Origin of the sequence: Halopseudomonas sabulinigri (assembly GCF_900105255.1) — a bacterium.
GTDB lineage: Bacteria > Pseudomonadota > Gammaproteobacteria > Pseudomonadales > Pseudomonadaceae > Halopseudomonas > Halopseudomonas sabulinigri.
The window spans coordinates 1,746,005-1,765,874 of record NZ_LT629763.1 but is presented as its reverse complement, the minus strand read 5'-3'; the positions used below and the strand labels follow the sequence as shown (position 1 = coordinate 1,765,874).

Genomic DNA, 19,870 nt, shown 5'->3' with positions numbered 1-19,870 from the left:
CAGGTCGCCGTATTTTGGCTGGTTCTGAGGCTCATTGCGGCGGCAGATCCTCGGAAAACACATCCTGCTCCTGATCGTTACCGGGTATCACATGCTCCTCCGAGGCCCAGGCGCCCAGGTCAATAAGGCGGCAGCGGTGAGAGCAGAAAGGGCGATCAGGAAAGCTGGCATCCCAGGTCACCGGCGCCAGACAGGTGGGGCATTCGACGCTGAGTGTCATATTTCTTTCTCCTGCAGCATGGCGAGATACTGTTGATGCAGCGCATCTACCTGTTGATGGAGGTGAGCCAAATCGCGGTCGTTGACGATAACGTCGTGGGCCTGGCGTAGTCGCGCCTCCCGCTGTGCCTGCACTTGCATGATGGCCCTGACCTGCTGTTCTGAAACCTGGTCACGTATCGCCGTGCGGGCCAACTGTAGCTCTTCGGGAACGTCCACCACGATGACGCGACTCGTCAGCCGGTGTTGGCCGGACTCAACCAATAGGGGGGATACAAGCAGCGCATAAGGCGATGCAGCGCTGTGCAAGTCGCTGATGATTTCTTCGCGTATCAGGGGGTGCAGCAGTTGCTCCAGCCAAACGCGTTGCTGTGGATCACTGAACACCTGTTGGCGTAGGGCGGCGCGATTTAGCTGGCCATCCTCCAGGAGGATCTCGGCACCGAAGCGATCAACGATATGCTGCAGTGCGGGCTTGCCGGGCTCTACGACTATGCGCGACTTCAGGTCGGCGTCCACTACGTGAATATCGTGGGCGGAAGAAAAGTAGTTGGCGGCGGCGGTCTTGCCACTGCCAATGCCGCCGGTCAAGCCAATGATCATGGTCATAACTGCGAGTGCTGGTATCCGAAAGTGAGTCACCTGCCGCCCAAGGCGGCTGATCGCCAACTTAGAAGCCGGCGAACTTTAGATAGGTGCCAGTGATTGTCTCACCCCAGATCAGTGCAATCCAGCCTGCAATCGCCAGGTAAGGGCCAAAGGGCAGGGGTGTGGTGTTGTCCTGCCCGCGTGTCTTCAGGATGATGATGCCAAGAACGGCACCCACCAGCGAAGATAGCAATATGGTCAATGGCAGTATCTGCCAACCACCCCAGGCGCCCAGCATGGCCAGTAGCTTGAAGTCACCATAGCCCATGCCTTCCTTGCCAGTCACCAGTTTGAATAGCCAATAAACCGACCACAGACTGAGATAACCGGCGACCGCGCCCCACAGTGCCTCGTGCAGAGAGGTATAGATCGCGAAACTGTTGGCGATCAGCCCAAGCCATAACAGCGGCAATACCAGTACGTCGGGTAGTAGCTGGGTATCGGCGTCGATCATGCTCAGGCTGATCAATCCCCAGGTCAGTACCAGCATCCCGGCAGCCGGCCAACCAAAGCCGTATTGCCATGCTATCACCATGGAAAGCAGAGCGGTCATCAGTTCGATCATGGGGTAACGCGGGCTAATACTGCCCTTGCAGTGGCCGCAGCGGCCTCTCAACAGCAGATAACTCAAAAGCGGCAGGTTTTGCCAGGCCTTGATCTCGGTGTTGCAGTGAGGGCAGTGTGAGTGCGGGAGTATGAGGTTGTAGGTCGGCTGAGCAGGCTGCTCTTCGTCAGGATGCAGCATTTCTCTGCTTTGCTGCAGCCATTGGTTTTCCATCATCTTGGGCAGGCGATGAATCACCACGTTGAGGAAGCTGCCGATAACCAGTCCCAGCAGGCCCGCGAGTAAAATAAAGGCCAGCGTTTGGCTGGCCAGGTAATCGAGAAGCTGCATGCGTTTATACGACGTTGCCGAGCTGGAAGATAGGGAGGTACATGGCTACGATCAGCCCGCCAACCAAAATGCCTAGAACGGACATAATCATAGGCTCTAGCAGGGTCGTGAGGTTGTCTACTTTGTTGTCAACTTCTGCTTCATAGTAGTCCGCAACTTTTTCAAGCATGCCATCGAGGTTGCCTGATTCTTCACCGATGCCGGCCATTTGAGTAGCCAGTGAAGGGAATACATTTGTATTTCGCATCGAAAAGTTCAGCTGCGAACCGGCTGAGACATCTTCTTTGATTTTCATGACAGCGTTGTAGAAAACGACGTTGCCTGACGCGCCTGCTACAGAGTCGAGGGCTTCTACCAATGGCACGCCTGCTGCAAAGGTTGTGGAAAGAGTGCGTGCATACCGCGCTACAGCTGCCTGGTAGATAATATCCCCGATAATGGGAGCTTTCAGCAAGGCGCGGTCTTCCGCGTCTCTAAATCGCTTTGAGCGGAGGTGAGCTTGAGAGTAGGCGTACCCAACAGCGATAATCAAAAAGAGGGCCACGAACCACCAGGCTTGCAACCATTCAGATAGGCCAATCACGAAAAGTGTGAAGCCAGGTAGTTCTGCTCCAAAGTTGGCGAAGACCTCTTGAAAACTGGGCACAACCTTTAGCAGCATGATCGCTGTCACGATGATTGCGACAACTACAACCGAAATGGGGTAGGTCATAGCCTTTTTAATTTTAGCTTTGAGCGCTTCGGTTTTTTCTTTATAGGTTGCGATACGATCTAGAAGTGACTCAAGGCGGCCAGACTGCTCGCCTGACTCCACCAAGTTGCAAAAGAGATCGTCAAAATATTTAGGGTGTTGGCGCAGTGAATCCGCAAGGGTGTTGCCAGCAGCAACATCAGTTTTGATTTCGGTGACTAGCTTAGCCACGTTCGGATTTTCAGCGCCCTCGGCAATGATCTCGAAAGCCTGAATGATGGGAACCCCTGACTCCATCATCGTCGCCAACTGGCGAGTAAAAAACGCGATGTCTAGAGGCTTTATCGCCTTTGCTCGCTTGCCAAATAGGGTAGACTTGCGATTGATTTTGGTAACCAAGATGCCTTGTTTGCGCAGCTGGTTCTTAATCAATGCAGGATTTGAGCCCTGAGTCTCCCCCGTAATTTTGGTGCCTTTACGGTCTTTACCTTCCCACTTGAAGGGGTAAAGTTTCTCTTCCTTGGCCTTTTTCTTGGCAGCTGCAGGATTCTTTTTTAGTGCTGCTTGTTGCGCCATGACTTAATCCTTGGTCACTCGGTTAACTTCCGCCAGGCTGGTAACACCCTCTTCTGCCTTCATAAGGGCCGATTGGCGCAAGCTTCTAAAGCCCTCGCTCTGGGCTACATCAGAAATCTGAATAGAGTTGCCGTCTTCCATGATGATGCGCTGCATCGCAGGCGTAATTTTGACGACTTCATAAATACCAACACGTCCTTTATAACCATCTTTACAATTTTCGCAACCCACAGGGCCAAATATTGTAATGCCGGCATCGACCTGCTCTGCCGAGAAGCCTTCCTCCAGCAGTGTTTCGCGGGGAATTTCCATCGGCTTCTTGCAGCTTTTACAAAGCCGGCGTGCCAAGCGCTGAGCGATGATCAGATTTACCGACGTTGCGATGTTAAAGGAAGGCACGCCCATATTGCGCAAACGAGTCAACGTCTCAGCAGCACTGTTGGTGTGTAGCGTAGACATCACCATGTGGCCGGTTTGGGCTGCCTTGATAGCGATCTCCGCGGTCTCGAGGTCGCGAATCTCCCCAACCATGATGATATCCGGGTCTTGCCGCAAGAACGCGCGCAATGCTTTGGCGAAATCCAAGCCTTGCTTAGGGTTCACGTTGACCTGATTTATGCCTTCCAAGTTGATCTCTACCGGGTCTTCTGCAGTGGAGATATTGCGCTCCATGGTATTGAGAATGTTCAATCCGGTATACAGTGAAACCGTTTTGCCTGAGCCGGTAGGGCCTGTCACTAAGATCATGCCTTGCGGGCGCTCAAGTGCCGCCAAGTACATATGCTTCTGGTCGTCCTCATAGCCCAGTGCGTCGATACCCATCTTGGCGCTTTCGGAATCGAGAATACGCAGCACCACCTTTTCGCCCCAGAGAGTTGGGAGGGTGTTTACGCGAAAGTCGATGGCTTTGTTCTTGGATATCTTCATCTTGATACGGCCATCCTGCGGCTTGCGCCGCTCGGCCATGTCCATAGACGACATTACTTTCAAGCGAGCCGCAATCCGCACACCAAGCTGCTGTGGTGGCTTGGCCACCTCGTGCAAAATGCCGTCGGTACGGAAGCGAACTCGATATGTCTTCTCGTAAGGCTCGAAATGCAGGTCAGAAGACCCCATTCGTACCGCGTCCAAGAGCATTTTGTTGACGAAGCGAACTATAGGGGCGTCGTCAGCGTCAGTACCGTTGTCTTTGTTATCGTCGTCGGTAACTGCCTGAACGTCTAGGTCGTCAAGGTCTGCGTCTGCCATATCGCCTAGTCCGCCGGTAGGGCTGTCCAGGAACTTATCGATAGCAGTATGCAGCTTGTCGTCCTCTACTATTACAGCATCGGTCATCAGTCCGGTGTTGAACTGGATGTCGCTAAGCGCTTGTTGGTTGGTTGGGTCGGATATGGCTAAATAGAGGCGCGAGCCTCGCTTGAATAAGGGCAATACGTTGTGTTGACGAATTAGCTTCTCGCTAACCAACTCACTCGGTTGCGTTTCTTTGTCTATGGCGGTTAAGTCAAAGTAGGGATAACCAAACTCTTCAGCACAAACCATTGCGAGGTCACGGGAGCTAGCAAGCTTGCGCTGTACGAGGTGCGTGATCAGTGGGATCTTGTCTTGGCTAGCCTGCTGACTTGCCTTAGCTGCGGTGTCGGCATCGAGCAGCCCATCTTGAACAATGCGGCGTGCCAGCCCAGATAGAGCGGGGGTTTCCATAATCCTTTGGCGTCTCTAATTGCGAAATGGCTTTAGATACGGGGACTATAGTACATACGCTATAGATAATGCACCGCAAATAACGCTGCGAGCACATGTCGCCATTTGAGGAGTGACCAAAAATGTCACCTTCTGACGCCTAGGGTACGGATATCCGTCCATTTAGCTGTAGGTTATTGCAGGCGCTATCGCCCATGCCTTGCAGGGTTGGGTTGTGTCGAGCTTGTGGCACAAGTTGTGCATTGCACCTTTCAGCCTCTAGGCTATCTCACACTTAAGGAGTTCTAAATGAAAGCTCAAAAGGGTTTTACCTTGATCGAACTGATGATCGTTGTTGCGATCATCGGTATTCTCGCCGCCATCGCTCTGCCGGCATACCAAGATTACACCAATCGCGCTAAGGCTTCTGAGATCGTACTGGCCGCCAGTTCTGCGCGTACTTGTGTAACTGAGATTGTTCAGTCGAACGGATTTGGCGCCCAGTTGGCGACCTGCGATAGCGACTTCATCGGCACTCAATACGCGACCAATTTGGCAGTGGCGAACGATGGTACTATTACCATTGACAGCCAAGCTGGTGAGTTTGATGAGACCATTACTGTGACGCTGACTCCTTCCGGTACCTCGCGCAACAACATCGCCGCTTGGATTTGCTCCGGTACCCCAACCAAGTGGATGCCAGGCTCTTGCCGTGGCTAATCGCTAGCCAAAAAAAACCCCGGCTGTCTAGCCGGGGTTTTTGTTTATGTACTTAGTCGGGAACTCGTTGCAAGTGGGTAAATTCGCGAAGCTGTCGCTGGTATTATTTTGCGCTGTACTTTTGGTGCTTATATATATTCCGGGAATTTCCGGAGCTCTTTATTACGATGACTACTCGAATCTTGAGGGGTTGGCGAGTATACAAAGCTGGGGAGAGGCTTGGTCCTTTGTGAGTGGAGGCCATGCCGGCCCGTTAGGTCGGCCCATTGCCCTCTTGAGTTTTGTCCCGTTTGCGTCTGGTTGGCCTGAGAATAGCCAAGGTATTCTCTTTTTTAATGTTGTTGTTCATTGCTTCAATTTTCTTTTGTTTTTTCTAATCGGACGTGAATGCCTTGCATTGATCGGCAATGTTGAGCGTCGGTTGCATTTTCGTGTAGCGCTAATGTCTGCGCTGATGTGGGCGGTTTTGCCTATATTGGCATCGGCTTCCTTGATTGCTATCCAGAGAATGACGGGCCTGGCGACATTATTTGGCTTGATGGGGTTGTTGGGCTTTATCAAGGGCTATGCTTGGGCTGTGCGTGGGCCGCTTTTTGGTACGCTTGCGCAGTTATCAGTGTTGGGTTTGGGTACGCTGCTTTCGATATATACGAAGGAAAGCGGAGCGCTTTTCCCTGTGTTTGCTCTGCTGATCGATTTCTTTGTGGTAAGGCTAAAAGGTGAGCGCGATGGGTGGCCTTGGCTGAGAAGGTTGGTGCTATGTGCTCCCTTGTTGTTTGTCCTGTTTTATATTTCACCTATCCGCTTCGATTGGTTTGCGGTCAATAGCTATAGAGGATTTTCACCTGCGGATAGGGTGGTGACCGAGTGGGTGGTCCTGTGGGAGTACCTCTATAGAGGGTTTTTCCCTCAGTCACCTACTGCGTATGGTCCATTCCATGACTATTACGGTTTAAAAACTCTCGACCTAGGCGTTATTGCTGCTGGTATGTCGTGGCTAGCAGTCTTGTTGTTCGCGTTCGCTTATCGAAGCCGTTACAAGTTTTTTAGTTTTGCCGTTTTATGGTTTGTTGCTGGACACCTTATTGAATCAACAAGCCTTATGCTCGAGCTCTACTTTGAGCATAGAAACTATGTTGCTATGTACGGCATATGCTTGTTTTTGACCGTTGCAGCCTTTACTGCGAAAGGCAAGATAGCACGTGTTGCACCTTGGCTTCTCGGGGCCTATATCGTGTTGCTTGCTGCTGTTTTGTTGGCGATTACTAGTCTCTGGGGGCAACCACAAGAGGCCGCGGACACTTGGAATAAACGTCATCCAGGGTCTGCTAGGGCAGCTTTGCACGCTGTTTTTCTTGAGCAAAGCAAAGACGATCTCGCCGCGCTGGGAGAGCAGAATAGCGAATATATCTCGCGAGAGAGGATGGCATTTGCTCTGAAAGTCTTGGATAGAACCAAGCAGGCATGTCCGGATTGCTTGGATATCAGGCTGCAAGGCGTGATGTATTCATGTGTTATTTCAGATGGTCACGATACCGCAAGCAGAATGCGAGAAGCGATTTCCGTAGCAGAAACTGGCCGGATAAATGTAACGGTTGTTGATCAGCTTTTTAATTTGCACACGCTACTGTCTGCAAATCAATGCGGGTCGCTAGGTTTTTCAGATCTACTTTCATTGATTGAGCTCCTTGAACAGAGTTCTAAGATGAACGTTGCCGTGTATGGAGCAAAAATCTACTTTGTTAAGGCGATGATTGAGCAAGAACTGGGACAGGTTGATATGGTATGGCGCTCTTTGTCCCAAGCTGAGAATATTGCTCCTGACGCGGTGCCTGTTCTTCAGTACCAAGTCTACTTTGCTCTGGAGCAGGGAGATATAAGTCGTGCTGAGCAGGCGATTGCCAGGCGTGAAAATGACGCGCAGGTAGCTTCAACCTTGCCGGCTGAGTTGCTATCTGCCATGAAACAAGCAATAGCGGAGGCGCGCGAGTGAAGGTGAGTGTTGTATTGCCAGCTAAGAACGAAGGAGTCTCTGTCGGGAAGGTTGTAGCTAATATTGTTGCCACGTACCCAGGTTTTGAAGTAATTGTGGTCAATGATGGCTCTTCAGACGACACCGAAAGTGCGGCCAGACAAGCCGGAGCGTTGGTTGTATCGCACCCATATAGCAAAGGTAATGGAGCTGCGATCAAATCTGGCGCAAGGGTCGCGTCTGGCGACGTGATCGTATTTATGGACGCGGATGGCCAGCATGACCCCGCAGATATTCAAGGGTTGCTCGACCTAATTGGTGATGGTTACGATCTGGTAGTAGGTGCCCGACAGCAAGGCTCTCAAGCTAGCATAGGTCGGGGAGTGGCTAATGGGTTTTATAACAGGCTCGCCACCTACATGACAGGACGTAAGGTAGAGGACCTTACTTCGGGCTTCCGCGCGGTGCGAGCAGCTAAGTTCATGGAGTTTGTCTATCTGCTACCAAATGGTTTTTCCTATCCAACTACGTCAACAATGGCGTTTTTCCGTGCAGGTTACTCGGTGGCTTATATGCCTATTCATGCTGCGAAACGTGAGGGGCGAAGCCACATAAGGCCACTGCGTGATGGTCTACGATTTTTGCTTATTATTTTTAAAGTCGGCACTTTATACTCGCCGCTTAAACTATTTGCGCCCATTGCTGCTATTGCGTTTTTTATGGCGTCAGCTTGGTATGCCTACACGCTCGGCACTTTTGGCCGATTTACCAATATGAGCGCGCTTCTTTATACTGGAAGCGTGATGGTTTTTCTTATGGGACTTATCTCCGAACAAATTACTGCCTTGATGTATAAAGGTGATTGATAATTGCGTTGATTGCGGAAATTAAATGATGCTTAGCATAGAAGTCGTCATTCCGGTTAAAAATCCGGGCAGGGTTTTCGCTGAGGTTATAGAGTCCTGGCTGAATCAACAGGTTGGCCAAAAGTGTGATGTGAAAATATGTGTTGTGGATGATGGCTCTACGGAGTCTGACAGCGTTATTCGTCACCTCCCGAAACTGGAAGAAGGGCATACCATTCGTGTAATAAGGAACGAGAAATCTCTCGGGCGCGGGGGAGCAGTCAATGCCGGCGCAGTCACTAGTGTGGCGGATTATTTAATAATTTTGGATGCGGACTGTAGGGCAGAGTCAGAGCTTACGCTTATGTCCCTTCTTCCCTACCTGGGTTCTAACGCTGCTGTTGTTTTTGGGAAGCTAAAGTCAGAAGGATTTGGGTTCTGGTCTGAGTATTTCAATCAGTTAATGCTAGATCGAGAGCGTGAATTTTACGATGGCAATCCGCTCGCATTCTCAACTCAGTACTGTGCGGTTTCACGCGAGTATTTTGTCAAGTCCGGCGGGTTTGATTGTGCCTATACACATTATGGATTTGAGGATCGTGATTGGATTATTAGACTGATTGAGATGGGCGTACAGCCAGAGTACGCTGTTGAATCAGCCGTTTATCATGATGATGACATCTCACTGCCTACTGTATGTAAAAAAATGTTCGAAGCAGGGAGCTATACTTCATATATATTTAGGGCGCGACACCCTGAGGCCTATGCGGAGATGGCGTACAGTCGTGTCGATATTAATAGTGCGGGTTTCTTTTCACGTGTACTGCTCTGTTTTTTTTCTTTGTTTAGACAGGGTGTTCTCGTTATTGCCAAAAATATCGTTTCGCGACCACTTCCATTTTTCATCAAGCGATTTTTCGTTAGACTAGCGTCGGCCGTGTTCTATTTTTCCGGAACCCGTTACCAGCGACAATATGTTGCTGAAGAAGAAATGTGAAGTGGTGATAAGTCTTCGGGGTGGTGTGCTTCCGGCTGCTAGTATGGCTCTTAGAGCGATAACGCTTCTTTCTCGTTTTTCCCTTCTTTTCCTTGCGGCGAAGGCGCTTACCCCATACGAATTTGGTTTTTTTGGTTTGTTCGCAGCGTTAGTCGTCTTTTTCCAATATGTGGCTGGCGCTGAGTTTTATGTGTACTCAGCGCGAACCTTGCTGGGGCAGCGAAAGATTTATGTCTCTGATGTATTGTTGTCCCACGGTGTTTTTTTGTTTTGCACGGCACTGACAATTTGTGTTTTTTATGTCGTGTTTATGCTGTTTTTTGCTGACAACGGTTGGGCTTCTGTTGGCTACTTTCTTATCCCTATATTTTTATTCGAATTAGTTGGCCAAGAGTGCGGTAGACTTCTGGTGGTATTAGGTAAGCCGTTTGGTGCAGGTGTTGTGATGTTTTTTCGCTCAGGGATTTGGGCTATCCTTATGAGCGTGCTGCTATTTTTTTTTCCGGATGATATAGGCTTAAAAGATCTTTTGCTCGCCTGGATGCTGGGCGGGTTGGTAGCCGCTACGCTGTCCCTGATTCTGATTAAAGAAAAGCTTTTTGCCGGAGGTGCTCGCAGATTCCTGGGGTGGCATTGGGTTTGGTTGGGGGTTGGTACCTCACTACCGTACTGGCTCTCTTCGTTATCGCTTAAGGCGATAGGAACCTTGGATCGTTTCCTGTTTGAGGACTTCGTTGGCAGTTACGTTCTGGCTGCGTTTGTGCTGTATGCGGGTATTGCCGGTGCGATAGGTTCTTTCTTGGATGCAGGGGTTTTTAGTTACTTGTATCCGAAAGTAATGTCTGCATGGGAGTCTGGGGATTCGGATGTATTCAAATCCTTGTTGCGTAAAATGTTGTTTTCTGCTTTTGTGTTTTCGATATTAAGCTCGATTTTTATATTGCTGGTGTTTCCATATATACAGCTCTTCATTCGGAATGATGTGTATTTCGAGTATATGGGGATTTTGCTTTTCTTGTTGTTGTCGCAAGTGGTCTTTTCTTTGTCTATGGTGGCGCATTTTGCATTGTATGCGCAGCGGCTGGATAGAGCGGTTTTTGCCTGCCATGTAAGCATGCTGCCTCTATTTTTCTGCTCTGTTTATGTGGTCTCTTTTTACTCTTCTATCTATGCGGTGCCTGCTAGTGTTTTCTTTGCATTTCTGTTTTTGATGCTAGCCAAGTGGGCGGTCTATTTTAAGAAGACGCCGTCCAAATTTCGACTGATTTAATTTTATGGAGACTCTATGGTGCGTGAGATGGACTTATACGTCTGCAAGTTCTCGTCTTGGTACCATCTGCTGGGCGTGCTGGCTTATTTTAAGCGTCTAAAGACCAAGCCCCGCTGCATTGCCTTTCTGGCTACCCCTTTTAAAGGCGTTAGCGCGCGAACGAATGAAAGAGTAATGAGCGAATGCGCGGAAGAAGTTTTTTTCTTGAAGTCAGTCGACGAGCTGAATTCGCTTTTACTAGATGCACGATGGGAAAGAAAGCGTGTAGGGTTAGTGACACCAACGAAACGGCCTTACAGGGTATATAAGCTTATTAGTAGCAAGGCAGCTTCAGTCAAGCTGATACTTACGGAGGAGGGGCTGGGGTCTTACGGCGGTTACCGGCAGGACGTTAAAGCATATTTGAGAGAAGACTTGGCGCGCGTGAAGTTGCCATTGCCTATAAAATATGCCTTGGCGCTGGCCGTAATATTTCTTTTGAATTCGTATTTCAAGTTTCGCGTGAATGAGCGTTGCTTTATTTTTGATAGTTCATTTAGGCTGGATCAGCGTATGAGCTCGTCGTATTTGGACGTGCTAGACACGCTGAGCCCCATGGATTTTTCTTTGCCTGGCGCAGGAAAATATATTCTAGTCGTGACGCCGCCTGTGGTGGAGTTAGGTTTGATTAGCGAAGAGCAATTGCTTGCAGAGCTTGACGTACTTCGTGTTTCTCTCACAGGGTTAGCTGATCTGTTGATCAAGCCACACCCCATTGAAAATGTGACTAAATACAGGAAGTTTGCTGTTCTGCCGGCAGACACTCCGGCAGAGTGGATTTTGATGCGTTGCTCTGAGCAGATTGTTCAGGTTGTCACACCTAGCTCTACATTCGCTTATGTGTCCAAATTCCTCTTCGGTCGCGAGACCCGCCGCTTTCCTGGCTTTGATCCGCTTTACGAAACATTAACCGACCGTCAACAAAGACTAGTCGCTTCCGGACGCGCCTGGTAAATGATGGATGACGCTTTGCAGATTTCGACCGAACGCGGTCCATCCAAAGTCTAGTGCGAATCTGCTACACATATCTGGCGTTGTGCTTGTGGTCTTCAGATTTTCTATTACTGCCTGTGCTAGTGCACCATAGTCCTGCCGTTCAATCAGCTCTCCTGACGTTCTGTTTTTAACCGCATCTACTACTCCTCCGGTAGCAAATGCTACTGTAGGTAAGCCATGCGCAGCGGCTTCGATAGCAACCATGCCGAAGCCTTCAGGGTCGTTGGGTATAGCGCGGACTGGGAATACGTGTAAATGGGCTGCCTCATACACGGTAGCCAGGTACGTTTTTTCGGTGATTACGCCGAGAAACTTGATGTGTTTCCCGACACCTGACCTATTAGCTTGCTCCTGGATGCTTTCAACAGTCTGCACGCTTGCGCCAAGCGAGTTTTTCGGTGCCTCGCCAACGATAACTAGAACAGCGTTTGGCTCGGCACTTACTATTTTCGGCAAGCTGAACTCAACAAACTCCCGTAAACCCTTGCGTGTCGTTAATCGCCCCACGGACAGCAGGATTTTCTTGCCCTCTAACCCCTGTTGGCGCTTGAATTTGTTGATTCGGCTTAAAGGTTGTGCGGCTTCCGGCAGGGTGACTCCCGGGAATACGATACTTATATTTGCGGAAGGTACCCCTGCGGCTAGAGCTAGCTCCCGTGTAGGGGTGCTATTGACTATGACGGTATTGAGCTTCTTGAACGTTGGGCGCCAGACCTTGCGATAAAGCCAGTGGTCAACCGTAATGTCAAAACCATGGAGGTAAGCTGCGGACCTGGCCCTGCATACTTTGCTGAGCAGCCATACCGAGGGCGAGGTTAGACCGCTGCCTGCTAGCACTGTATCTGGCCGCCAGAATATTGCGCTCCACAGCCCTTTTATTAAACTGACCAAAAGAAACAGCGGCAGAGGCTTTATAGGTGCCTCTGCTAGTTGCACTGCTTCAGGCTTGTTAGCGGCAGCACCTCTCGGGCCAATCACGCACACATCTGCATGTTTAGACAGCTCATCAGCCATGTGCCAGTTAAGTCGTTCCATTCCTCCCACCAGCGGCGGCAGGTTACGGGTGATGATCAGTATCTTTTGTCGCTTGGGATCAGGCATTAATCACGTTCTCCCCTTGGGTACGCCCTCGGGTGTCGATGATAAGCTTCGCATGCTCGGACAAGCTCTCGTAGTCAAATCCGTCATGGTCCGTTGCTAGTACCAAGCAGTCGTAACTTTCAATATTAGAGAATGTCAGCTCGACCGATTTCAGGTCAAAATGATAGTCACGCTTCTGCGGAAAACTTGGCACATGCGGATCCGAGTAAGCGACATCGGCCCCCTTGTCCTGCAAGAGCGACATGATCTCCACTGCGGGCGACTCTCGGGTGTCGTCGATGTTCTTCTTGTAGGCTAGGCCTAGCACTAGAATGCGGCTGCCTTTGACGGATTTGCCGTGCTCGTTGAGTGCGTCGGCAACCTTCTGCACCACCCAGTGGGGCATGTAGTGGTTGATCTCACCAGCCAGTTCGATGAAGCGGGTATTGATCCCGTACTCCTTGGCTTTCCAGGTGAGGTAGAAAGGGTCGATCGGGATGCAGTGGCCGCCGAGACCAGGGCCAGGTGTATAGGGTACGAAGCCGAAGGGTTTGGTGGCGGCCGCGTTGATCACCTCGTGAATATTGATGTCCATCTTGTCGGCAACGATCTTCATCTCGTTGACCAGGCCGATGTTGACTGCGCGGTGGATATTCTCAAGCAGCTTGGTCATCTCGGCCACGCGGGTATTGCTCACCGGCACCATGGTTTCAATCGCGTTGGCGTACAGCGCGCTGCCAAGTTCCAGGCACTGGCTCGTCATGCCGCCGATGACCTTGGGGATTTGCGCCGTGCTGAAGTGCGCGTTACCGGGGTCTTCTCGCTCAGGAGAGTACACCAGCGCGCAATTGACGCCAGGGGTGAAGCCACATGCCCAAAGTCGCGGCGCCAGCAGTTCTTCTGTCGTGCCGGGCCAGGTTGTGCTTTCCAGGCTCATCAATTGGCCAGCCTTGAAAAACGGCAAAATGCTGTCAACGGTATCTGTGACGTAGCTAAGGTCGGGTTGATGGTGGCTATCCAGCGGGGTGGGTACGCAGATGATCTGTGCATCCACCTCAGCGGTGCGGCTGAAGTCTGCAGTTGCCTCAAAGCCGCTTGCGCGGGCCTGGTGAATAGCCTCGCGGGTGATGCGCTCAATGTAACTGCCACCGCCGTTCAGGATGGCAACTTTGTTTGCATCGATATCAAAGCCAATGACCTTGATACCCATGTCGGCAAAGCGCAGTGCCAACGGCAGGCCGACGTAGCCCAGTCCGTAGATACCCACAACGCACCGTTTTGATTCAATTCTTTCAGAGAGTTCCCGCAGGCAGGTATCGGGTTTGTTGCTTTCGAGGGCGGTGCGGGGCATAGGTTGAACGTCCATCTTCCTTGGCGTGGTCAGTCGGTCGATGATTGCAAATGCCCGGTAGTGGAGCAAGTAGATATGCAGCTAAATCGCCGGCGTCAGCAAGTTACCCTGAAGCAGCGTCTCACCCGCCTGCCATAAGCGCCATTCGCCGCGCTGGCAGGCGTTCCATTGCTCGTTATTGGTCAGTGGTTCCGTGGCGATAACGGTGACTATGTCGGCGCTGGTGGTGTGCTCGGTAAAGTCGATGCTGACCTCTACGTCGCTAAGGTGTGCTGCGCCGAACGGCGCTCTGCGGGTGATCCAGTGGAGCTTGCTGGTGCAGAGGGTGAAAAGCCAGTCGCTGTTGCTGAGCATGATGTTGCACACCCCGTGCTTCAGCAGGGGCTGGCAGGCCTGGCTTAGCGTTTGAATCAGATCGGAGGTGTCTGGTGGCTGCTCATAGTGTTGGCTCAGGGTATTGAGCAGGTGGCAGAAGACCGCTTCGCTGTCGGTGTCGCCAACGGGCCGGAATGGGCCCTTGGTCGAGTCAAAGTTGGCCAACTGTCCGTTGTGAGCAAAGGCCCAGTACTGGCCCCAGAGCTCACGGGTAAAAGGATGCGTGTTGGCTAGGCTGACGCCGCCGACGTTGGCCTGGCGGATATGGCAGATGACGTTCTGTGACTTGATGGGGTAGGACTCGACCAGCTTGGCAATGGCTGAGTCATGGCATGGGTTGGGGTCGTGAAAGCAGCGCACGCCCTTGCCTTCATAGAAGGCAACACCCCAGCCATCGCGGTGAGGGCCAATGCCACCACCGCGGCGCATCAACCCGGCAAAGCTGAAACAGATGTCGGTCGGTACGTTGGCGCTCATACCCAGTAGTTCACACATTATTCGCCCCGAGTTACGCCGCTGGTTAAAGAGTGGATTAACTCAGTTTGAGTCTTAGCTGTAAAGCGCTGGCCGGGCTGGCTCATACACGCAGCCACGCCTTGTTGTGTGCTGACCTGGCGACGCCGGGTATCCAGTCAATTTGCTTTGGTTAACCTAGCGGCGAGTGCCTGCATCTAGATCTGCCTGTGCTCAGAGGTGCACCTGCGGCAGCGAGATCCAGGCACGGGGTACGTCAATCCGGCGGCCCTTTATCGCTTGGCTCGCTCACTGGTGTCACGCGCAAAGTATGGGCTTAGGCTTAGCGCCAGCTACGCTCGGGCCGTTTCCGTTTGTCTCTAACGAGCGCGCAAACAGGACGGAATAGCCGTTGCGAGATGCCCACCATGGCTAAACGTGCGCACCAATATGGTGCTCATGGCGCTGGCAGGCGCAAATCAATTTCAAAATGTGTCGCCTTGTGGTTGTCTGCCGCAGGCTCTGGCTCAAGGCCAGAATGATCTTTCTTTGTGAGCTGTCCCCAGTATTTATGATGCTGTGACCAATTGGTCACAAAATTGCATTATCCTCTTCAGCCTCAAATTACATCGATTTAAGTCGATGGCTGTTTTTTGGTGCGTTTTACATTTCTGGCTTAACTGCTTGACTTGAATCAAGGCCTGTTGATCGCAAGACGGCGATGCTTGGCGATGAATCGAATACACCTTACCCGGTACGAGGACTTCTACAATGAAACAGCTCACCCCGATGGACTCTCACTTCTTCTACTTTGAGGCGCCCAATCAGCCGATGATGATTGGCAGTCTCTGGCTTTGTGATCAAAGCAGTGCGCCGGGTGGGTTAGTGCGACATAAGGAAATTCTGCAGTACATCTCGGATCGTTTGAATACCACGTCTTTCTTTCGCCGTCGGCTGGAGCAAGCTCCCTTTCAACTGGACGATCCTTACTGGTTGGATGACGAAAACTTTGACCTCGAATATCACGTGCGCCACGTTGGTTTGCCGCAGCCGGGCGATTGGCGGCAGCTGTGCATTTTCACTGCGCGCACTATGTCGCGCAGCGTGGATATGGAGCGTGCGCCATGGGAGATCTACATCATCGAAGGCGTCAACAATGTTGAAGGCTTGCCGCCCAACAGCTTCGCGGTACTGATCCGCTTCCATCACGCCTATGTTGACGGCAAAGCCAGTCTGGAGCTGACCACAGCGATGATGGAGGAGACCGCGGAACACGAGTACGGTCGCCGTGACCGGGTGGAGGTAGCCGAGCGTGCACCCACCCGATTGGAGATGTGGGCCCGCACCACCCCGCGCATGATGGGGCAGACACTGCGTAGCATGAAGGCCGGCTGGACAGTCGGCCGCAAGGGCATTGAATTGGCCCGCCGTTTGCGCGACGAGGCCAAGCCGGAACAGACACGCGTACCCAAAAGCATCTTCAATACCCAAATTTCCCCACACCGCTCTTATGGTGCCTTTACCTGGCAAATATCCGAGCTCAAGCGCATGCGCCAGCTTTGCCCGGGCTCGACGCTGAATGATGTGGTGATTGCGATTATTGGTGGCGGTATGCGGCGGTATCTGTCGCACCACAACGTGTTGCCCAGCACAGGTTCGCTGGTGTCCATGTGTCCTGTCTCCATTCGCCCAAGCGAGGCCAACAAGGATTGTGGCAACCTGATTTCCGCCATGTTTATCGGCATCGGTACCGACGTACCCAATGCGGTAGATCGCCTGCACGCGGTGCAACGCAGAACGGCCAAGGGCGTACCGCTGGCCAAGGAAGTGCTGTGCGACCTGAGCAACGCCTTCGGCGACATGATCCCGCCCTATATGCGCGCGCTGGGCGCCTGGACGCAGAATCGCATACGCTCGGTTGGCCGCTTTCCGATGATCAATACCGTGATCACCAATGTGCCGGGCATTCCGGGTATGCAGCCGCGTTATTTCGCCGGTGCCAAGATCGTCAACGTTTTCCCGCTGGTACCGATTTCCGATGGCATGGGTATCAGCCACGGTATGACCGGCATCTACGATGAGCTGAATCTGGGTGTAGTGGCCGATCGCAAGATTGTTGGCGACATGGACACCTATATCGCCTGCATGGAAGCCTCCACCCAAGAGTATCAGGCACTGATGAAAGAGCTTGAAGCGACTCAGAAGGCAGAGCAGGCCTTGACCGCTGTGGCGCCTGATACGGCTAACCAGAGCGCCGAAAGCAAGCCTGGGGAGGCTGTTTCGGTGCCGGAAGGTAAGGCGGTACCAAGTGCGCGCAAGCGCAAGGCGGAAAAGATTGCCGCCGCCGAGCCAGATCCCAGAGCGTCCGATGTGCAGCCGGCTAGATCGGCCAGCAGCGCGCGCTAGTTTTTCGATACAGGCAACCGGCGCCGTCGTGGCGCCAGAGGTACGAATATGGGCTTGAAACTGTTTCAGCGTGCGCGCAGCAAGTCGTTGCTGCAGGCAATGGAAAATGCAGAAACCTATGACGAGTGGGCCGAGCTGGCTGCGGAGTATGACCACGAGCACGGTCTGGACGACTGGAAGCAGGATGACGCCTGTGAAAGCTATGATTACCGCTCGCTACGTCAGCGCCTTGATGTGTTGCGCGATCTGCGTTTTCGGGGCGACTTTCACCAACTACTGTTCGCGCTGAACGAGGGGGTGCACGGCAACCTCGGCGGCATGGGTAAGCCGTCGTTGTACAACAAGGCGCGGCTGGGTACCAAAACCCTGATTACCCGCTACATAGACGAGCTCTGCGGCGCTCTGAAGGATTTGAACGAGGTATCTGACGACATTATCCCGCTGCAGGAGAAGCAGGACTTCTTCCTGCGGGCCAGTCATTGCAACGGTCGTTCTGCGTTGATGCTCAGCGGTGGCGCGGTGCTGGGCTTCTTTCATGCCGGCGTGTTGAAGGCCCTGTTCGAGCAGGGGCTGCTGCCGGAGATTATCTCAGGCTCCAGCGCCGGCTCGATACTGGCGGCAACCGCCTGTACTCACCACGATGATGAGCTGCGCCACCGCCTGAGCCTGGATAACCTGCACCACGATGTGGAGGAGACCACCGCGATCCGACCGACGCTCTCGTTGCTGGGCAATAACCGGCCTGCCATGGATGCGGATAACCTGCGTGACTACCTGGCGAAAATCATCCCCGACATGACCTTTCAGGAAGCCTTTGAGCTGACGGGTCGCAAGCTGAATATCACGGTAACGGGGCTGTCGACGCAGCAGGCGCCGCGCCTGCTGAATGCCATTACCTCGCCCAACGTGCTGATTCGGTCGGCGGTGATGGCCTCCTGCGCGATATATGGCGTTTACCCGCCGGTCACTTTGATGTGCCGCAACGCTGCCGGTGAAACCGTGCCGTATCTGCCAGGTATGAAATGGATTGACGGCTCTTTTGCCGACGACCTGCCGGCCAAGCGCCTGGCGCGCCTGTATGGCGTCAACCACTTCATTTCCAGCATGACCAACCCGGCTGCGCTGGCGATTACCCCGGATCCGGATGTGCCGCGCACGCGGCTGCGTTCGCTGGTGAATTTTCAGGCCCACTTCATCAAGATGGGGGCGGCCGAAGCCATGCGCTTCAGCCGCGACAACATCCGTATCAAGTCACCGGTGATCAGCTTGATGCAGCACCTGACCTACGGCGTACTGGCGCAGGACTACACGGCCGACATCAATATTTTTCTGCGTAACCGCTGGGATCATCCGCTGCGATTGTTGGCCCCGCCCACCCGTGAGGCCATGCACCGTCTGATTCACGAGGGCGAGCGCTCGACCTGGGAAAAGGTGGAAATGGTGCGTAATTGCACCGCGGTCAGCCGTACGCTTGATCACATCCTGCATAGCCGTGGCTGGGAGAAATAGAGTTACGCGCCGGCGGCGATAATAGCTGGCGGGGCCACTGTGCGGCAGCCAGCTTTAATCCAGGAAGGCGCAGGGTCGAGATGGAACTCGACCTTCCCGGGTGACGGCCCTGGCGATGACGCCGGAGTGGGCGTGTTGCGACGGATATTGCGTTTACGCTTTTCAAGCGCAAGCCGGCTGCGCACAATGGCTTATCCGCACTGATTGAGACCCATCGCCATGAGTACTGAAGACCTGCCATTGTCTGGCCGCCGCATCGCGCTGCCGGAAAGCCGTGAACTTGACCTCTTTGCCGACATGCTGATCAAGCGTGGGGCCGATGTCTTGCGCTGCCCGCTGGTATCCATTCACGACGCGCCCGATCCCGAACCGGTCCGCCAGTGGATGCAGGCGTTGATTGCGCAGCCCTTCGATCAATTGATTTTACTGACCGGTGAAGGGCTGCGCCGTATGGTCTCGCTCGCCGAGCGCGAGGGCGGCAGTCTGCGCGACGACTTTGTGGCTGCGCTGGCGCCGATCAGCAAGCTTACACGTGGCCCAAAACCCGGCGCCGCGCTGCGCAAGCTGGGCCTGAAAGCCGACCGCGTGGCGGTCGCGCCGACCACGGAGGGCGTTATTGACACGCTCAAGGGCGAGAACCTGGAAGGCCAACGGATAGGGGTTCAGCTGTATGGCAGCGACCCAAATGTGCGCCTGATCGAGTTTCTGCAGGGCGCGGGCGCCGAGGTCAGTACGGTGTCTCCCTATATTTATGCGGATGATGTGGAAGATACCCAGGTAGTGCAGCTGATCGACGCACTCCTGGCCGCCGAGGTCGATGCCATTGCGTTCACCAGCGCCACCCAGGTACGCCGTCTGTTTCAAATTGCGCGCCGGCGCGAGGAGGGCGAGCCGCAGTTATTGTCCGCTCTGTCACGCCTCACGGTGGCCGCCGTCGGGCCGGTCGTAGGGGATGAGCTGGTAGCCTATGGCGTGCAGGTAAATCTGATGCCTGAAAGCAGCTTTTTCATGAAGCCGCTGGTACGTGAATTGGTACGAGAGCTGGGCAACCCTGCCAGTGCCAGCACACTCGAAGACTGATTACCCGCGCGTGCCGCGTACCCTGCTGCAGGTCGAGGCTTGTCAGCAGGCGCCCGGCGGCGCAA

The 19,870-nt window shown here is 53.1% G+C and carries 17 protein-coding genes; 9 read left to right on the top strand and 8 right to left on the bottom strand.

What is annotated here, in order from left to right:
* Window positions 1–31: 31 nt before the first annotated feature.
* The 5 genes from yacG to pilB form a co-directional block, all read right to left on the bottom strand.
* On the bottom strand, window positions 32–220 hold the full coding sequence (yacG, locus tag BLU26_RS07890) for a DNA gyrase inhibitor YacG (RefSeq protein WP_092285481.1): 189 nt from the start codon (window positions 218–220) through the stop codon (window positions 32–34).
* A complete protein-coding gene (coaE, locus tag BLU26_RS07885; protein ID WP_092285479.1) occupies window positions 217–828 on the bottom strand; it encodes a dephospho-CoA kinase in 612 nt (203 codons plus the stop codon). Before coaE ends, yacG begins: the two co-directional genes overlap by 4 nt.
* Before the next feature lie 61 nt (window positions 829–889).
* Window positions 890–1,762 (bottom strand): prepilin peptidase, encoded by an 873-nt coding sequence (locus tag BLU26_RS07880; RefSeq protein WP_092285477.1) that lies wholly within the window; start codon window positions 1,760–1,762, stop codon window positions 890–892.
* A gap of 4 nt (window positions 1,763–1,766) precedes the next feature.
* Window positions 1,767–3,029 (bottom strand): type II secretion system F family protein, encoded by a 1,263-nt coding sequence (locus BLU26_RS07875; protein ID WP_092285475.1) that lies wholly within the window; start codon window positions 3,027–3,029, stop codon window positions 1,767–1,769.
* A 3-nt stretch (window positions 3,030–3,032) separates the two neighbouring features.
* Entirely contained in the window at window positions 3,033–4,736 is a 1,704-nt protein-coding gene (gene pilB, locus BLU26_RS07870) for a type IV-A pilus assembly ATPase PilB (protein ID WP_092285473.1), read from the bottom strand.
* Between the two features lie 285 nt (window positions 4,737–5,021).
* Here pilB and BLU26_RS07865 point away from each other — a divergent pair, with 285 nt between their 5' ends.
* From BLU26_RS07865 to BLU26_RS07840, 6 genes are all read left to right on the top strand, one after another.
* Window positions 5,022–5,432, top strand: coding sequence for a pilin (locus tag BLU26_RS07865; RefSeq protein WP_092285471.1), 411 nt, complete (start codon window positions 5,022–5,024; stop codon window positions 5,430–5,432).
* Between the two features lie 73 nt (window positions 5,433–5,505).
* Entirely contained in the window at window positions 5,506–7,425 is a 1,920-nt protein-coding gene (locus BLU26_RS07860) for a hypothetical protein (protein WP_157719333.1), read from the top strand.
* On the top strand, window positions 7,422–8,270 hold the full coding sequence (locus BLU26_RS07855) for a glycosyltransferase family 2 protein (RefSeq protein ID WP_092285467.1): 849 nt from the start codon (window positions 7,422–7,424) through the stop codon (window positions 8,268–8,270). Before BLU26_RS07860 ends, BLU26_RS07855 begins: the two co-directional genes overlap by 4 nt.
* A gap of 25 nt (window positions 8,271–8,295) precedes the next feature.
* Window positions 8,296–9,246, top strand: a complete 951-nt coding sequence (locus tag BLU26_RS07850; RefSeq protein ID WP_092285465.1) for a glycosyltransferase family 2 protein — start codon at window positions 8,296–8,298, stop codon at window positions 9,244–9,246.
* Window positions 9,224–10,516: a lipopolysaccharide biosynthesis protein gene (locus BLU26_RS07845; protein WP_157719332.1), complete on the top strand. Its 1,293-nt coding sequence runs from the start codon at window positions 9,224–9,226 to the stop codon at window positions 10,514–10,516. The genes BLU26_RS07850 and BLU26_RS07845 overlap by 23 nt, the downstream gene beginning before the upstream one ends.
* A gap of 15 nt (window positions 10,517–10,531) precedes the next feature.
* Window positions 10,532–11,509 (top strand): polysialyltransferase family glycosyltransferase, encoded by a 978-nt coding sequence (locus BLU26_RS07840; protein WP_092285461.1) that lies wholly within the window; start codon window positions 10,532–10,534, stop codon window positions 11,507–11,509.
* Here BLU26_RS07840 and BLU26_RS07835 read toward each other — a convergent pair.
* From BLU26_RS07835 to BLU26_RS07825, 3 genes are all read right to left on the bottom strand, one after another.
* Window positions 11,483–12,652 (bottom strand): glycosyltransferase family 4 protein, encoded by a 1,170-nt coding sequence (locus tag BLU26_RS07835; RefSeq protein ID WP_231702025.1) that lies wholly within the window; start codon window positions 12,650–12,652, stop codon window positions 11,483–11,485. The genes BLU26_RS07840 and BLU26_RS07835 overlap by 27 nt on opposite strands.
* Window positions 12,645–13,982 carry a nucleotide sugar dehydrogenase gene (locus tag BLU26_RS07830; protein WP_092285459.1) on the bottom strand — a complete coding sequence of 446 codons (1,338 nt, stop codon included), beginning with the start codon at window positions 13,980–13,982 and terminating at the stop codon, window positions 12,645–12,647. The genes BLU26_RS07835 and BLU26_RS07830 overlap by 8 nt, the downstream gene beginning before the upstream one ends.
* An 81-nt stretch (window positions 13,983–14,063) precedes the next feature.
* Window positions 14,064–14,852, bottom strand: coding sequence for a class II glutamine amidotransferase (locus tag BLU26_RS07825; protein ID WP_092285457.1), 789 nt, complete (start codon window positions 14,850–14,852; stop codon window positions 14,064–14,066).
* Window positions 14,853–15,581: 729 nt separating this feature from the next.
* Here BLU26_RS07825 and BLU26_RS07820 point away from each other — a divergent pair.
* From BLU26_RS07820 to BLU26_RS07810, 3 genes are all read left to right on the top strand, one after another.
* Entirely contained in the window at window positions 15,582–17,216 is a 1,635-nt protein-coding gene (locus BLU26_RS07820; protein WP_092285455.1) for a wax ester/triacylglycerol synthase family O-acyltransferase, read from the top strand.
* A gap of 48 nt (window positions 17,217–17,264) precedes the next feature.
* A complete protein-coding gene (locus BLU26_RS07815; protein ID WP_092285453.1) occupies window positions 17,265–18,725 on the top strand; it encodes a DUF3336 domain-containing protein in 1,461 nt (486 codons plus the stop codon).
* A 219-nt stretch (window positions 18,726–18,944) separates the two neighbouring features.
* On the top strand, window positions 18,945–19,805 hold the full coding sequence (locus BLU26_RS07810) for a uroporphyrinogen-III synthase (RefSeq protein ID WP_092285451.1): 861 nt from the start codon (window positions 18,945–18,947) through the stop codon (window positions 19,803–19,805).
* Window positions 19,806–19,870: the final 65 nt, after the last annotated feature.

Coding starts and splice junctions, on each gene's coding strand:
- yacG (WP_092285481.1), bottom strand. CDS start 220: ATGACACTCAGCGTCGAATGCCCCACCTGTCTGGCGCCGGTGACCTGG.
- coaE (WP_092285479.1), bottom strand. CDS start 828: ATGACCATGATCATTGGCTTGACCGGCGGCATTGGCAGTGGCAAGACC.
- BLU26_RS07880 (WP_092285477.1), bottom strand. CDS start 1,762: ATGCAGCTTCTCGATTACCTGGCCAGCCAAACGCTGGCCTTTATTTTA.
- BLU26_RS07875 (WP_092285475.1), bottom strand. CDS start 3,029: ATGGCGCAACAAGCAGCACTAAAAAAGAATCCTGCAGCTGCCAAGAAA.
- BLU26_RS07865 (WP_092285471.1), top strand. CDS start 5,022: ATGAAAGCTCAAAAGGGTTTTACCTTGATCGAACTGATGATCGTTGTT.
- BLU26_RS07850 (WP_092285465.1), top strand. CDS start 8,296: ATGATGCTTAGCATAGAAGTCGTCATTCCGGTTAAAAATCCGGGCAGG.
- BLU26_RS07845 (WP_157719332.1), top strand. CDS start 9,224: ATGTTGCTGAAGAAGAAATGTGAAGTGGTGATAAGTCTTCGGGGTGGT.
- BLU26_RS07840 (WP_092285461.1), top strand. CDS start 10,532: ATGGTGCGTGAGATGGACTTATACGTCTGCAAGTTCTCGTCTTGGTAC.
- BLU26_RS07835 (WP_231702025.1), bottom strand. CDS start 12,652: ATGCCTGATCCCAAGCGACAAAAGATACTGATCATCACCCGTAACCTG.
- BLU26_RS07830 (WP_092285459.1), bottom strand. CDS start 13,982: ATGCCCCGCACCGCCCTCGAAAGCAACAAACCCGATACCTGCCTGCGG.
- BLU26_RS07825 (WP_092285457.1), bottom strand. CDS start 14,852: ATGTGTGAACTACTGGGTATGAGCGCCAACGTACCGACCGACATCTGT.
- BLU26_RS07820 (WP_092285455.1), top strand. CDS start 15,582: ATGAAACAGCTCACCCCGATGGACTCTCACTTCTTCTACTTTGAGGCG.
- BLU26_RS07815 (WP_092285453.1), top strand. CDS start 17,265: ATGGGCTTGAAACTGTTTCAGCGTGCGCGCAGCAAGTCGTTGCTGCAG.
- BLU26_RS07810 (WP_092285451.1), top strand. CDS start 18,945: ATGAGTACTGAAGACCTGCCATTGTCTGGCCGCCGCATCGCGCTGCCG.